General features: G+C 70.8%; 12 protein-coding genes and 2 pseudogenes. 8 read left to right on the top strand and 6 right to left on the bottom strand.

Going from position 1 to position 14,399, the window contains the following annotated elements:
* Together ACFU99_RS12525 and galU are read right to left on the bottom strand one after the other, a co-directional pair.
* A pseudogene (locus ACFU99_RS12525) lies at positions 1-490 on the bottom strand (molybdopterin molybdenumtransferase MoeA); the annotation flags it as partial.
* A 115-nt stretch (positions 491-605) separates the two neighbouring features.
* Positions 606-1,508, bottom strand: coding sequence for a UTP--glucose-1-phosphate uridylyltransferase GalU (galU, locus tag ACFU99_RS12520; protein ID WP_384389810.1), 903 nt, complete (start codon positions 1,506-1,508; stop codon positions 606-608).
* Positions 1,509-1,589: 81 nt separating this feature from the next.
* Here galU and ACFU99_RS12515 point away from each other — a divergent pair, with 81 nt between their 5' ends.
* A complete protein-coding gene (locus ACFU99_RS12515) occupies positions 1,590-2,189 on the top strand; it encodes a 5-formyltetrahydrofolate cyclo-ligase (protein ID WP_384389807.1) in 600 nt (199 codons plus the stop codon).
* Between the two features lie 154 nt (positions 2,190-2,343).
* Here ACFU99_RS12515 and ACFU99_RS12510 read toward each other — a convergent pair whose 3' ends face one another.
* The gene (locus ACFU99_RS12510) at positions 2,344-5,148 is read right to left on the bottom strand and encodes a penicillin acylase family protein (protein WP_384389804.1); all 2,805 of its coding nucleotides are present in this window, start codon (positions 5,146-5,148) and stop codon (positions 2,344-2,346) included.
* Positions 5,149-5,542: 394 nt separating this feature from the next.
* Between ACFU99_RS12510 and ACFU99_RS12505 the strand changes: the two genes are divergently transcribed.
* From ACFU99_RS12505 to ACFU99_RS12490, 4 genes are all read left to right on the top strand, one after another.
* Positions 5,543-7,219 carry a potassium/proton antiporter gene (locus ACFU99_RS12505; RefSeq protein WP_384389816.1) on the top strand — a complete coding sequence of 559 codons (1,677 nt, stop codon included), beginning with the start codon at positions 5,543-5,545 and terminating at the stop codon, positions 7,217-7,219.
* A 175-nt stretch (positions 7,220-7,394) separates the two neighbouring features.
* Entirely contained in the window at positions 7,395-8,708 is a 1,314-nt protein-coding gene (locus ACFU99_RS12500) for an MFS transporter (RefSeq protein WP_384389801.1), read from the top strand.
* 66 nt (positions 8,709-8,774) lie between these two features.
* Positions 8,775-9,155, top strand: coding sequence for an FmdB family zinc ribbon protein (locus ACFU99_RS12495; RefSeq protein WP_384389798.1), 381 nt, complete (start codon positions 8,775-8,777; stop codon positions 9,153-9,155).
* Between the two features lie 85 nt (positions 9,156-9,240).
* Entirely contained in the window at positions 9,241-10,074 is an 834-nt protein-coding gene (locus ACFU99_RS12490; RefSeq protein ID WP_384389796.1) for an S-methyl-5'-thioadenosine phosphorylase, read from the top strand.
* A 201-nt stretch (positions 10,075-10,275) separates the two neighbouring features.
* Here the strand turns inward: ACFU99_RS12490 and ACFU99_RS12485 are convergent, their stop codons facing one another.
* On the bottom strand, positions 10,276-10,482 hold the full coding sequence (locus ACFU99_RS12485; protein WP_384389793.1) for a hypothetical protein: 207 nt from the start codon (positions 10,480-10,482) through the stop codon (positions 10,276-10,278).
* A 240-nt stretch (positions 10,483-10,722) separates the two neighbouring features.
* Here ACFU99_RS12485 and mscL point away from each other — a divergent pair, with 240 nt between their 5' ends.
* Positions 10,723-11,259: a large conductance mechanosensitive channel protein MscL gene (gene mscL, locus ACFU99_RS12480; RefSeq protein ID WP_384389791.1), complete on the top strand. Its 537-nt coding sequence runs from the start codon at positions 10,723-10,725 to the stop codon at positions 11,257-11,259.
* A gap of 86 nt (positions 11,260-11,345) precedes the next feature.
* Here mscL and ACFU99_RS12475 read toward each other — a convergent pair whose 3' ends face one another.
* Positions 11,346-11,528 (bottom strand): hypothetical protein, encoded by a 183-nt coding sequence (locus ACFU99_RS12475; RefSeq protein ID WP_384389789.1) that lies wholly within the window; start codon positions 11,526-11,528, stop codon positions 11,346-11,348.
* A 187-nt stretch (positions 11,529-11,715) separates the two neighbouring features.
* On the opposite strand from ACFU99_RS12475, the gene ACFU99_RS12470 reads away from it, so the two are divergent.
* Both ACFU99_RS12470 and ACFU99_RS12465 read left to right on the top strand, forming a co-directional pair.
* On the top strand, positions 11,716-12,924 hold the full coding sequence (locus ACFU99_RS12470; protein ID WP_384389813.1) for a low temperature requirement protein A: 1,209 nt from the start codon (positions 11,716-11,718) through the stop codon (positions 12,922-12,924).
* A 119-nt stretch (positions 12,925-13,043) separates the two neighbouring features.
* Positions 13,044-14,129, top strand: coding sequence for a P1 family peptidase (locus ACFU99_RS12465; protein WP_384389787.1), 1,086 nt, complete (start codon positions 13,044-13,046; stop codon positions 14,127-14,129).
* 95 nt (positions 14,130-14,224) lie between these two features.
* On the opposite strand, the pseudogene ACFU99_RS12460 reads toward ACFU99_RS12465, so the two are convergent.
* Positions 14,225-14,399 (bottom strand): annotated as a pseudogene (locus ACFU99_RS12460) (IS110 family transposase); the annotation flags it as partial.

Below are 14,399 nucleotides of genomic sequence, written 5' to 3'. Positions count from 1 at the left end.
GGGCCAGATCGCCGGGCTGCACATCGCTGCCGCGGGCCCGGACATGGGCGCGAGCCGCGACGGGGCGGTGGACGCGGACCTCGCCGCCCGCGTCCTGCGGGGCACGGCTGTGGGCGCGCATGGTGTCGGCCGGGCCGCCGCCCGTGCCGCCGTCGGTCCACTCCACGGGGACGACGGTCTCGGCGCCGGGCGGCAGCGGGGCGCCGGTCATGATGCGGGCGGCCTCGCCGGGGCCGATCTCCGGGAGGTCGCCGCTGCCCGCCGCGATGTCGCCGATCACGGTCAGCACCGCCGGGAACTCCTCGCTCGCCCCCGCGACGTCGGCGACGCGCACGGCGTAGCCGTCCATCGAGCTGTTGTCGAAGGGGGGCAGGGCGGCGGGGACGGTGACGTCCTCGACGAGGACGCAGCCCTGGGCGTCCGGCAGTTGCAGTTCGATGGGCTCCAGGGGGCGGATCCTGGCGAGGATGTCCGCGAGGTGCTCGTCCACCGACCAGACCCGGTCCGAGGCGGCTGGGGCGTCGGCCCGCGCGCGGCCTCCGCTCTGCTCGCTGCCCCGGTCACTGCCCTGCTCGGCGGCCTTGTCGGCGGTGCTGGTCAAAGTGCTACATCTCCTCGGTGACGTAACTGCGGAGCCAGGTCCGGAAGTCCGGCCCCAGGTCTTCACGTTCGCATGCCAGTCTGACAATGGCACGCAGATAGTCACCACGGTCCCCGGTGTCATAGCGGCGGCCCTTGAAGACCACGCCGTGCACCGGGCCGCCGAGATCGGGGTAGGCGGCGAGGTCCTGGAGGGCGTCGGTGAGCTGGATCTCACCGCCGCGGCCCGGCTCGGTCCTGCGCAGCACCTCGAAGACGGCCGGGTCGAGGACGTAGCGGCCGATGACGGCGTAGTTGCTGGGGGCGTCGGCCGCGGCGGGCTTCTCCACCAGGCCGGTGATCTGGACGACGTCCTCCTCGCCGCCCGGCTTCACGGCGGCGCAGCCGTAGAGGTGGATCTGGGCGGGGTCGACCTCCATGAGGGCGATGACGCTGCCGCCGTGCTGCTCGCGCACCTCGATCATCCGGGCGAGCAGCGGGTCGCGGGCGTCGATGAGGTCGTCGCCGAGGAGCACGGCGAAGGGCTCGCTGCCGACGTGCGGCGCGGCGCACAGCACGGCGTGGCCGAGGCCGCGGGGGTCGCCCTGGCGGACGTAGTGCATGGTCGCGAGGTCGCTGGATTCCTGTACGCGCGCGAGCCGCGACTCGTCGCCCTTGCGCAGAAGCGCTTCTTCGAGCTCGTAATTGCGGTCGAAGTGGTCTTCCAGGGGACGCTTATTGCGCCCGGTCACCATGAGGACATCGGACAGTCCGGCGGTGACCGCTTCCTCCACCACGTACTGGATCGCCGGCTTGTCCACGACCGGCAGCATTTCCTTGGGGGTGGCTTTGGTGGCCGGAAGAAAGCGGGTTCCGAGGCCGGCGGCCGGGATGACAGCCTTGGTGATCCTTGAGTACGAGGAAGTCATGAGCCGAACCATATCGGCTGGCATTGCGGGGAAGATGATGGTCCGGTGAATATGAACTGAGAGAGCGGAATTGTGTGCACAGTGACCAAATATGAAGGTAACAAAGGCGAGTTGCGACAGGCCCTCCTCGCGGTGAGGGGCGGGTTGACGGCCGGTGAAGTCGCCGCGGCGGGAGAGGTCTTCGCGCTGCGCGCGCTGGAATTGCCGGAGCTCACGCGGGCGCGCACCGTCGCCGCGTATGTGTCGGTGGGCAGCGAGCCGGGGACCCGCCCGCTGCTGGACGCGCTGCGCGAGCGGGGCGTGCGGGTGCTGCTGCCCGTACTGCTTCCGGACAACGATCTGGACTGGGCGGAGTACGCGGGCGCGGACCGCCTCGTACGGGCCGGGCGGGGGCTCCTGGAGCCCGACGGCGGGCGGCTGGGGCCCGGCGCGGTCACCGGGGCCGAGGCGGTGCTGCTGCCGGGCCTGGCGGTGGACGGGCGCGGCATGCGGCTCGGCCGCGGCGGCGGCTCGTACGACCGGGTGCTCGCCCGGCTCGCGCTGGCGGGCGCCGATCCGGCGCTGGTGGTGCTCCTCTACGACGACGAGGTGGTCGCGCGGGTCCCGGAGGAGCCGCACGACCACCTCGTGCACGCGGCGGTGACGCCGTCGGCCGTCCGCCGTTTCACGGCCGGCCGCTAGACCCGGTACGAGCCGGGGTCCGGTCCCGTACGAGCGGGGGTCCGGTCCGGCGCGAGCCGGCGTCGCCCGCGAGCCGAATTCCCGCGGGAGCCGGACCCGCCCCGGAGGTTTACGCCCTCGCGGGCCGCTGAAGGACGGCCGTCAAGGGGCGCCGCTATGGCTTGAGGACCAGTTCGTCCTTGGTGGCCTTCTTGACGGCGTCGGAGCTGTAGGCCCAGGGGAGCAGTTCGCCCCTGGCCCACATGTCCGTCTGGTCGTAGTAGTGCGCGTTGTAGGCGTGCCCGGAGGCGCCGGTGAGGTTGATCCAGCGGGACTTGTCGAGGTCCGCGAGGTTGACGACCATCCGCATCGACGGGACCCATACGACGTCGTAGCCGCCCGCCGCGTTCCAGCCGCTGGCGTCGACCGCCGCCTCGCCGCCGCCGAGGTTCCAGGGGCCGCGGTTCAGGAGGAACTGGACGAAGCCGGGGCCCTCCTTGCCGAGCGTCTGGTTCTTCAGCGTCAGCTGGTGCAGCCGGCCCCAGCTCCAGGAGTTGACGTCCTTGCCGAGCTTGGAGGTCAGCTCCCAGCGGGCGTCCTTCATGGCGTGGGCCAGCAGCTCGTCGCGGTTGCGGGCGCCCGGGTCGGCGCGGGTGCCGCTGGTCTTCCACCACTCGTTGTCGGGCTTCTTGAGGATGTCGCGGACCACCTCGAACCAGCGGTCGCCGCCGTCGGGCTGCGCCTGGTCGGGCTCGCGCTGGCCGCACTCGGTGACGAGCCGGGTGTTGCCGTTGAGGTCCTCGGCCGGACCGGAGTCGTTGGTGGGCTTCACCCGCAGGCACTGGCCCTCGACCCGCAGCTCCTTGGGCAGCTTGTTGCCGAAGGCGAGCTTGAGGGTGTTGCGCCAGACGGCGTTGAAGTACGCGGCGGCCGCCGAGTCGGGCTCCTGGGTGTAGTCCCAGCCCTCCAGGAGCTTCTGCGCGTCGCGGATGTACTGCGTTTCCTTGGCCTTCAGGTGCAGGCTGCCGAGGTCGATCTTGAGCAGATAGGGCGTCAGCAGCTTGGCGATCTCGCTGCTGCTGTCCATCTGCATCTTCTGCATGTCGTCCGTCGAGATCTTCCCGCCGTCCTTGATCTTCGACTGGATGAGGTCGTTGATGCGCTGGCTGCGCGCGCCGTAGCCCCAGTCGTCGGTCAGCGGGTACGGATACTTGTCCTTGTCGACGACCGCCTGGTTGGCGGTGACGATGTAGCCGGACTTGGGGTTCTTCTCCCAGGGCAGCTCGGCCTGCGGGATGTACCCCTTCCACTGGTAGGCGGGGTCCCAGCCGGGCGCCGGGTAGCGGCCGTCGTTCTTGCTGCCGCCCTTGCCGCGCACCGGAATCTGCCCCGGAGCCTGATAGCCGATGTTGCCCTTGGTGTCGGCGTAGATCAGGTTCTGCGAGGGCACCTGGAAGTCGCGTGCCGCCTTGCGGAACGAGTCGAAGTCGGTCGCCTGGTTCAGCTCGAAGACGGCGTCCATGGACTTGCCGGGGTTCAGCGCGGTCCAGCGCAGCGCCACCGCGTAGCCGTCGGCGCGGTCGGGCGCGGGGTCCGTGACGGGCGCGTTCTGGCCGACCTTGACGAGCTCCGAGTCGCGGTCGGAGACGATCGGCCCGTTGTTGGTCGTACGGACCGTGATGACGCGGTCCTTGCCGCCCGCGACCTTGATGGTCTCCTTGCGGGTGGTGAAGGGCTTCTGCTTGCCGTCGTAGAGGTACGTGTCGGCGGTGACCTTCTCCAGGTAGAGGTCGGTGACGTCAGCGCCCAGGTTGGTCATGCCCCAGGCGATGTCCTGGTTGTGGCCGATGACCACGCCGGGCATGCCGGAGAAGGTGTACCCGGCCACGTCGTACGGGCACGACGCGCTGACCTTGTTGCAGTGCAGGCCCATCTGGTACCAGAGGGACGGCATCTGCGGCGCGAGGTGCGGGTCGTTGGCGAGCAGCGGCTTCCCGGTGGTCGTGTACTTGCCGGAGACGACCCAGGAGTTGGAGCCGATGCCGTTGCCGCTCGGGCCGAGCAGCGCCGGCACGGAGCTGATCTTGCTGGACAGCGTGTTGAGGCCGTTGTGCAGCCCCTGCTTGAGGCCCTTGCCGCCGTTCCCCTGCGTGGCGCCGTTCCCGGCGGCGCCGGAGTCCGCCGTCCCCTTCGGGTCGAACTGCTTGGTGAGGCTGTTGACCGCGCCGCCCTCGACGATCGGCTTGTTGCGGCCGTACGGGTACGCCGGGTACAGCTCCTCGATCTGCTTGGCCGACAGCCGCGTCGAGGCGAGCGAGCGGTCGATCTCGTCCTGCATGTTGCCGCGCAGGTCCCAGGCCATGGCCTTGAGCCAGGCCACGGAGTCGACCGGGTCCCACTGCTCGGGCTTGTAGTCGTTCTGGAAGTCCAGAGCGGCGTACTCGGCGGACAGCGCCTTGCCCTTGTGGTTCTTCAGGTAGGCGTTGACTCCGTCGGCGTACGCCTGGAGGTTCTTCTTGGTGCTCGCCGAGAGCTTGGTGTCGTACTCCTTCTGCGCCACCTGCCGCCAGCCCATGGTCCGCAGGAAGGCGTCCGTCTTCACCTGTCCGGCGCCGAACATCTCCGAGAGCCGGCCGGCCGTCATATGGCGGCGGACGTCCATCTCCCAGAACCGGTCCTGGGCCTGCACGAAGCCCTGCGCCCGGAAGAGGTCCTCGGCGTTGTCGGCGTAGACCTGGGGGACTCCCTTGTCGTCCCGCTTGACCTGTACCTGCCCGGAGAGTCCCTTGAGCTGCGTGGTGCCGGAGGTCTGCGGGAAGGAGGCGCGCACCGTGTCGACACCCCAGTACGCGCCATAGCCGACGCCCGCCACGAGCAGCAGCACGAGGGTGATCACGAGCAGACGGGCGCGTCGGCCCTTCTTCTTGCCGGACTTCGGGCCGGTCTCCTGGGCGGAGGCGCCGGTCTTGTTGGCGGGCATCGCTGTCCTTCGAGGGGCAGGGTGGTCCTGGAGTGCTGGAGCAACCATAGGCGCACCCCCTGTCACGTCCCTACGCGGAGTCGCCGCCGCGCCCCCTCCGTCTCCCCGGCGGCCTCCTCGTCGGCGCCTCGCCCCTCTCTTCTTCCTCTTCTTCGAAGTCCCATCTCCGCGCGTGAAGCGCCCCTTTACCGTGCGCGGCGCCCCTCTTCGAGCCGCCGCAGCGACCAGCAGGCGTTAAGAACCCGTAAAATATTAGGTAAGGCAATGAAGTTACGGTCGTCCGGGGAGCAGTTCCGGCCGATATGGCGTGAAAAGCACGAGAAAGGTCCGGCCCCTGACTGTCAACCACCTCAACGAACTCCTGCTGATCTGCTCCCTCGTGCTGCTCTCAGCCGTGGCAGCGGTCCGGGTCTCATCCCGCAGCGGGCTCCCCAGCCTGCTCATATATCTGGGCATCGGCGTCGCGATAGGCCAGGACGGCATCGGTGTCGTCTTCAACGACGTCAGCCTCACGCAGGTCATCGGTTACGCGGCCCTCGTGGTGATCCTCGCCGAGGGCGGCCTCGGCACGAAGTGGAAGCAGATCAAGCCCGCGCTGCCTGCCGCTGCCGTGCTCTCCACCTTCGGCGTCGCGGTCAGCGTGGGCGTCACCGCGACGGCCGCCCACTACCTGGCCGGCATGGAGTGGCGGCAGGCGCTGATCATCGGCGCGGTCGTGTCCTCCACCGACGCGGCGGCCGTCTTCTCCGTCCTGCGCAACGTTCCGCTGCCCTCCCGCCTCACCGGTGTGCTGGAGGCCGAGTCCGGCTTCAACGACGCGCCCGTGGTCATCCTGGTCGTGGCGTTCTCCGCCGCCGGTCCGGTCGAACACTGGTATGTGCTGATCGGCCACATCGCCCTGGAACTGGCCATCGGCGCGGCCATCGGACTCGCGGTCGGCTGGCTCGGCGCGTACGGCCTGCGGCACGTGGCGCTGCCCGCCTCCGGCCTCTATCCGATCGCGGTCATGGCCATCGCGTTCACCGCCTACGCGGGCGGCGCGCTCGCGCACGGCTCCGGCTTCCTCGCCGTCTATCTCGCGGCGCTGATCCTCGGCAACGCCAAGCTGCCGCACGCCCCCGCCACCCGCGGCTTCGCCGAGGGGCTCGGCTGGATAGCGCAGATCGGCATGTTCGTCCTGCTCGGCCTGCTGGTCACCCCGCACGAACTGGGTGACGACATCCTGCCCGCGGTGGTGGTGGGGCTGGTGCTGACGATGGTGGCGCGGCCGGTGTCGGTCTTCCTGAGCACGGCGCCGTTCCGTACACCCTGGCCGGAGAAGGCACTGCTCTCCTGGGCCGGGCTGCGCGGTGCGGTGCCCATTGTGCTCGCCACCATCCCCATGGTGGCGGAGGTGCCCGACAGCCGCCGGATGTTCAACATCGTCTTCATCCTGGTGATCGTCTACACCCTGGTGCAGGGCCCGACCCTGCCCTGGCTCGCCCGGCACCTGAAACTCCGCGACGACGAGGCCAAGGATCTCGGCATCGAGTCCGCGCCGCTGGAGCGGCTGCGCGGCCATCTGCTGTCGATGACCATCCCGGAGAACTCGCGGATGCACGGCGTGGAGGTCGGCGAGCTGCGGCTGCCCGCCGGGGCCGCGGTCACCCTGGTCGTACGGGACGACACCAGCTTCGTACCGCTGCCCTCGACGGTGCTGCGGCGCGGCGACGAGCTCCTGGTCGTCGCCACCGACCCGGTACGGGACAAGGCCGAGCAGCGGCTGCGGGCCGTCGGCGAGGGCGGCAAGCTGGCCGGCTGGCTGGGCACTATGGGCGGGCCGGGCCGCGGCCCCGCGGGGAACGCGGCACGGAAGCCGGCAGCAGGAGCGGCCGGAAAACCGACCCGGAAACCGGCCGGGACGGCCGGGAAGACGGACGGAACGGGCGGGAAGCCGCCGGGCTCGTCGGGCAAGGCGACGGGACCGGGGGACAAGGCGACCGAATCGGGAGGCAGCACGGCCGCGAAACCGGACGCGAAACCGTCCGGACAGCCACCGGGGAAGGCCATGGGTAACATGAAACGGCAATAACCAACCCAACTCTGCCTGAAGCAGGGCTGGCGCGACCGCACGGCGGCCGCGGCCGCGCACCATAAGGCGGCCGAACCGGCATCTACCACGGTCCCGCACGAGAGGACAGCTCTCGGCGCGCTCCGTGGAGGCCCTCCGTGGCGGCGCGCTACCAGGCGGCAGAAAGGCCCGGACCGTGGCATCCACGGTCACCGACCGCTCCCAGGAGCGGCCTGACGCAGGTCCACCGCCCCGTCCCGGATACGGACAGCTGCTGCGCACGCGCGGCGCCTGGACGTTCCTGCTGCCCGGGTTCCTGGCCCGGCAGCCGTTCGCGATGCTCACCATCGGCATCCTGCTGCTGGTCGAGCACACCAACGGCTCGTACTTCCTCGCGGGCACCGTGTCCGCGACCGCGGGCGTCTCCATGGCCCTGTTCGCCCCGCAGAGCGGCAAACTCGCGGACCGCTTCGGGCAGCGCGCTGTGCTGCTGCCCGGAGTGGTCGTGCACGCCGCGGCGATCGCCCTGCTGACGGCGCTGGCGCTGCTCGGCGCGCCCCTGTGGGCGCTGTACATCGCCGCCGTGCCGGCCGGCGCGTCCGTACCGCAGATAGGCCCGATGGTGCGGGCCCGGTGGGCCGCGAAGCTGGACGGCTCGCCCCTGATGCCGACGGCGGCGGCCTTCGAGTCGGTCACGGACGAGTTCACCTTCGTGATCGGGCCGGTGCTGGCGACGGCGCTGTGCACCGGGCTGCACCCGGCCGCCGGGCTCGTCGCGGAGGCGTCCCTGACGCTCGTCGGCGGACTGTTCTTCGCCTTCCAGCGGCGCACCCAGCCCGCGCCGACCCGGCGCGGTTCCGGCGAGTCGGAGCGCCATGTGTCGGCGCTCTCCGTGCCGGGCGTGCGGGTGCTCGTGATCACCTTCCTCGGCATCGGGTCGGTCTTCGGCGGGATGCAGGTCTCGCTGACCGCGTTCACGCAGGAGATCGGGCAGCCGGGCATCAACGGCCTGCTGTACGGGACGTTCGCGGCCGGCAACATGATCGCGGGCGTGGTCTGCGGCGCCGTCGCCTGGAAGGTCACCCCGCAGCGGCGGCTGCTGACGGCCTATCCGCTGCTGGTGCTGGCCACGTCCCCGCTGTGGGCGCTGCACTCGGCGCCGCTGCTCGGCGGGTTCGGACTGCTGGCCGGGCTGTGCATCGCGCCCGCGCTGATCACCGGCTACACGCTGGTGGAGTCCCTGGTTCCGGCGACCGCCCGCACCGAGGCGTTCACCTGGCTGACCGGCGCGGTGGCGCTGGGGCAGGCGCTGGCCGCGACGGTCGGCGGCCAGCTCGTGGACGCGGGCGGCTCCAAGGCCGGATTCCTGGTGCCTCTGGGTGGCACGGGACTTGCGGTTCTGGTGTTGTTCGCACTGCGCCGACACCTCGCGACGAAGGAGGACGGCGCGCGCGTCGTCGCCGGCTCGGAACGTGGGGTCGGTCACCGCGAGGCCGTCTCGGTGGACTGAACGGCCGGAATACTGCACTATGGAGCGTCGTTAGCACTCATCGAGTGAGAGTGCCAGGAGGAGCAAGTGCCGACCTATCAGTACCAGTGCACCGAGTGCGGCGAGGGCCTTGAGGCGGTGCAGAAATTCACCGACGACGCCCTTACCGTGTGCCCGAACTGCGAGGGACGCCTGAAGAAGGTGTTCTCGGCGGTCGGCATCGTCTTCAAGGGATCCGGCTTCTACCGGAACGACAGCCGCGGCTCGTCGTCCAGCAGCACGCCGGCGAAGGCGGGCTCGTCGTCCGGCTCGGACTCCTCGGGCAAGAGCGACAGCGGATCCTCCGCTTCCTCCTCTTCGTCCTCGGACTCCTCCTCCGGTTCGTCTTCGTCCTCCTCGTCCTCGTCCGGGGCTGCCGCGTCGCCGTCGAAGTCGTCGAGCGGCTCGGCGAGCAGCTCCGCGGCCTGACCCCCGCGTTCGATTTCCTCCAGGGCCCCGTCGGATTCCTCCGGCGGGGTCCTCGGCGCGCCCGGCTCGGGCTACTGTGATCGCCATGGCGAACGCAGAAATCGGGGTCATCGGCGGATCGGGCTTCTACTCCTTCCTGGACGACGTGACCGAGATCACGGTCGACACTCCCTACGGACCGCCGAGCGACTCGCTCTTCCTCGGCGAGATCGCGGGCCGGAAGGTCGCCTTCCTGCCACGGCACGGGCGCAAGCATCATTTGCCGCCGCACCGCATCAACTACCGCGCCAACCTGTGGGCCCTGCGTTCCGTCGGCGCGCGCCAGGTGCTCGGGCCGTGCGCGGTGGGCGGCCTGCGCCCGGAGTACGGGCCGGGCACGCTGCTCATACCGGACCAGCTCGTGGACCGTACGCAGTCGCGCACCCAGACCTTCTACGACGGCGAGCCGCTGGCCGACGGCAGCACGCCCAACGTCGTGCACCTCTCCTTCGCCGACCCGTACTGCCCCGCCGGGCGGCAGGCGGCCGTCGCGGCGGCGCGCGGCCGGGACTGGGAGCCGGTGGACGGCGGGACGCTCTGCGTGATCGAGGGGCCGCGCTTCTCCACCCGGGCCGAGTCGCGCTGGTACGCGGGCCAGGGCTGGTCGGTGGTCGGCATGACCGGGCACCCCGAAGCCGTGCTCGCCCGTGAACTGGAGCTCTGCTACACCTCGCTGACGCTGGTCACGGACCTGGACGCGGGGGCCGAGACGGGCGAGGGCGTCTCGCACGAGGAGGTGCTGCGGGTCTTCGGGAAGAACGTGGGGCGGCTGCGCGAGGTGCTCTTCGACGCGGTGAGCGCGCTGCCCGCGACGGAGGAGCGCGGATGTATGTGCGCGACGGCGCTGGACGGCCTGGAGACCGGAATTCAGCTTCCTTGATCACCGCCTCGATCTCTACCTTGATCTCTTCCTTGATCTCTGCCTCGATCTCCCCTCCGCGCCCTTCTCAACCCCTCACGACACCCTCACTCCCCCCTCACGAGTGGTGAGGTTTTCCACAACCGGCCAGTAGTCCACAGCCCCGAGCGGAATTCGCCGGAACACGTCATCGTGGTGCGTGTTCCGGCCCAGTTCCCCAGGTCAGGCGGTGGTTGCCGTGTCGCTCACCTCGTCGTCGTTCACCTCGCTCACCTTCCCTTCCACTCCCCCGCCGTGCGCGGTGCCCGCCTTCGCCCCGGTGCGCATGGGGCGCGGCGGCCACCGCCTGCGGCGGGCGCTGCGGCGCCGGCGGCGGGCCGTGTCCGCGGGGCTGGCGATGGCGGCCGCGGCAGCGGCGCTGGCGGTCACCGGGCTGGATCCGGGCGCCGGAGCGGCCCCCTCCTGCACCCCTGCTGACGCTTCTGATGCTTCTTCCGGCGCTTCTGACGCTTCCGTCTCGGCTGGGCGGTGACGTCGTGCCCAGCCATGTCCTCGCGCTGAACGCCGCCCATATCCGTACGCACGCCCTGTCGGGTAACCACTTCGAGTTGCTCGACTGGACAGCCCTCCCTCACCCTGTCCTATGTTGCGGAGCGAATTGTTCCGGGAATGACGCGTGCAAAGAGAGGCTGCTCGGTGAGCGAGAACAAGACAGGAGTCCTTGGCGGCTTCAAGGAATTCCTGATGCGCGGCAACGTGATCGAGCTCGCGGTTGCCGTCGTCGTCGGCGCCGCGTTCACCAACATCGTCAATGCCGTGGTCAAGGGCGTTATCAACCCGATCATCGGCGCTTTCGGCACCCAGAATCTGGATCAGTACTCGACCTGCCTCACCACCTGTGTGAAGAAGGGCGGCGAGTACACGGACGGCGTCTACATCCTGTGGGGCTCGGTGATCAGCGCCGCGATCACTTTCCTGATCACGGCGGGCGTCGTCTACTTCCTCATGATCCTTCCGATGAACAAGTGGAAGGCGCGGCAGGACGCCAAGAAGCCGGTGGACGACACTCCGGCGGACCCGACCGAGGTCGAGCTGCTGATGGAGATCCGGGACGCGCTCATCGCCCAGCGCAATGGCTCCGCCGCGGACCACATCGCGCTACAGAAGACGCAGGCGTCACAGAACTCGCAGACGTCGCAGAGCTAGCGCTGCCGGCACGGCCCTGGCTGCCGCCCGGCGGGGCGGCGGCCGGGGGCACAAGGGTTTCGGCCGCGCAGGCGGCGGCTACGGCCTCACAGGTGGTGGGGCGGCTTCTCGTCGAGAAAGCGGGCCAGGTCGGCGGCGCTGTCGCCGCTGCTGCCGGCCGGGGTCCGCTCGCCCCAGCCCTGGTCCGTATCGTCCGCGGACTGCTGCGCCAGCGGGTCGTCGAAGACCAGGGCGGGGTTCGGGTCGCGCGGCGCGGGGGCGGTGCTCATGGTTCCAGGGTACGGCCGGGGCACGGGAGCGGCGGCGGGCCGGTGCCGCGGGAAGCGCGCCATGCGGCCGACGCGCCCGGGTCACGGGATACAGCCGGTGTGCATGACAAGCTGACTCCGCGGTACGCGCCGCCTGTCCCCACCGTACGACCCAAGAGGCCCGCATCCGATGAGCGAACACTCGCCCATGCCCGAAGGCCCGTCCGCCTCTCCGTCGTCCCCGGCGAGCCGGGTCTCCGGGCTGGTCCGGAGCATGACGGCGCGCAGCCGCGACGAGGAGCACCGCGCCGCCACCAACCTGGAGCTGCTCTTCGACCTGTGCTTCGTGGTCGCGGTGGCCCAGGCGGGGACCCGGCTGGTGCACGCCCTCGCCGAGGGGCACACGGGGACGGGGATCACGGGATATCTCTTCGTGTTCTTCGGCATCTGGTGGGCCTGGATGAACTTCTCCTGGTTCGCCTCGGCCTACGACTGCGACGACGTCCCGTACCGGGTGCTGACCCTGGTGCAGATGGCGGGCGTGCAGGTCTATGCCGCCGGGGTGCCGCGCGCCTTCGACGCCAACGACTGGACGGTCGCCGTCATCGGCTATATCGCGATGCGGCTGGCGCTCACGACGCAGTGGCTGCGGGCGGCGCACTCCGAGACCGGGGAGGCGCGGCACACCGCGCGGCTCTACGCGACGGGGCTCACGATCTGCCAGGTCGGCTGGATCGCGCTGCTCTTCGCGCCCGACGATTCGAAGAAGTGGCTGTTCCTGGTGCTGGTCGTGGCGGAGCTGGCGGTGCCGGTGGTCGCGGAGCGGCGCCACCGGACGGCCTGGCACCCGCATCACATCGCCGAGCGGTACGGCCTGTTCACGATCATCGTCCTCGGCGAGACGATCTCGGCCGGGACGGTCGCGGTGCAGTCGGCCGTCGACGAGAACGACGCGCTCGGCGAGCTGCTGCCCATCGCGGCCGGTGGACTGCTGATCGTCTTCGCGGCCTGGTGGATCTACTTCGCCGTGCCCATCCACAGCCATCTGAACACCAACCGGGAAGCGCTGCCCTGGGGCTACGGCCACTACTTCGTCTTCGGGTCGGCGGCGGCGATCGGCGCGGGCATCGAGGTCGCGGTGGAGGAGGCGGTGGGCAAGGCGCACATCTCGACGGCCGCCGCGTCCGCCGCGGTGACGGTGCCTGCCGCGATCTTCATGATCACGGTCTGGCTGCTGCACTCCCGGCACTACAAGGTCACCCTCACGCAGCAGTTCGTGCTGCCCGTGGCGGCGCTGCTGGTCCTCCTGTGCACGTTCGCGGGGTCGGCGGCGGTGCTGCTGGCCGGGGTGGTGTGCGCGCTGACGGTGGGGGTCGGACTGCTGCTCAACGAGCGGAACCCGGCCGAGGCCGGGTAAGCCGGGTAGCCCCGGTAAGGGTGCCGGTCCCCTCACCCGCCGCGGCGCCCGCCGCGGCATCCACAACGGCGGGCCAGGCCAGTACGGCGGGCCGGGCCTGCGTGATACGGATGGCTGCCATGACTGACGCTCTGACGGATGCCCTCACCGATGTGCGCGGCCTGCGGGTCGGGCACGCGCAGCGGACCGGCGACGGATGGCTGACCGGCAGCACGGTCGTGCTCGCCCCCGAGGGCGGGGCGGTGGCCGCCGTGGACGTACGCGGCGGCGGGCCGGGGACGCGGGAGACCGACGCGCTCGATCCGCGCAATCTGGTGCAGCGCGTCGAGGCGGTGGTGCTGAGCGGCGGCAGCGCCTTCGGGCTCGACGCCGCGTCCGGGGTGGCGGCCTGGCTGGAGGAGCAGGGCCGCGGCTTCCGGGTCGGCCCGGACCCGGCGCAGGTGGTCCCGGTCGTACCGGCCGCGGCCCTGTTCGACCTGGGGCGCGGCGGCGACTGGCGGGCCCGGCCGGATGCCGGGTTCGGACGGGAGGCCGTCGCGGCGGCGGCCCGTACGGAACTGGGCGCGCCCGTCGCCCAGGGCTGCGTCGGCGCGGGCACGGGCGCGGTGGCGGGCGGGCTCAAGGCCGGCGTCGGGTCGGCGAGCATCGTCCTGCCGTCGGGAGTGACGGTGGCCGCGCTGGCGGTGGTCAACGCGGCCGGTTCGATGGTCGATCCGCTGACGGGGGTGTTGTACGCGCAGCTCTACGACGGTCATGTCGCCTATCCGCCCGAGGAGCGGCTGGCCGCCGCGCACCGGGCGCTGGCCGAGGCGAAGGAGGAGTCGGCGCGGCGTTCGGCGGCGTCCGTGCACCCGCCGCTCAACACCACCCTCGCCGTCGTCGCCACCGACGCCGACCTGACCCGCGCCCAGGCCCAGAAGCTCGCGGGCACCTCCCATGACGGGTTGGCGCGCGCGGTGCGGCCCGTGCATCTGCTGTCCGACGGGGACACGGTGTTCGCCCTGGCGACGGGCGAGCGGCCGCTGCTGCCGGAGGGCACGGACCCGGCGTTCGGCGTCCATCTGGAGGCGGGCACGCTCAACGACATCCTGGCTGCGGGCGCGGACGCGGTATCGCGATCGGTGGTCAAGGCAGCGCTGGCGGCGGAGAGCGTGGACGGTCCGGGCGGGCGCTTCCCCTCCTACCGGGAGTTGTACGGCGCCTGAGAGGGCTGAGAGAGCTGAGAGGACTGAGAAGGCTGATGGGGGTGCCTCTATGTTGTTCGTCAAGGCGCCCCTGTGGGGTGTGGGTGGGTTCGGGGTCATGCGGCGAGCTCGATGTCCTTCGGCTCGCGGGGTTCGTAGAAGGTGCCGTCGCGGAGCATGGCGAACAGGACGCTGATGCGTTGGCGGGCGAGGCGGAGGAGGGCTTGGGTGTGGGTTTTGCCGCGGGCTCGTTGTTTGTCGTAGTAGGTGCGGGAGGCGGGGTCGGCGTTC

The sequence above is a fragment of the Streptomyces sp. NPDC057654 genome, assembly GCF_042800135.1.
GTDB lineage: Bacteria > Actinomycetota > Actinomycetes > Streptomycetales > Streptomycetaceae > Streptomyces.
This window is presented reverse-complemented; position numbering and strand designations above follow the sequence as displayed.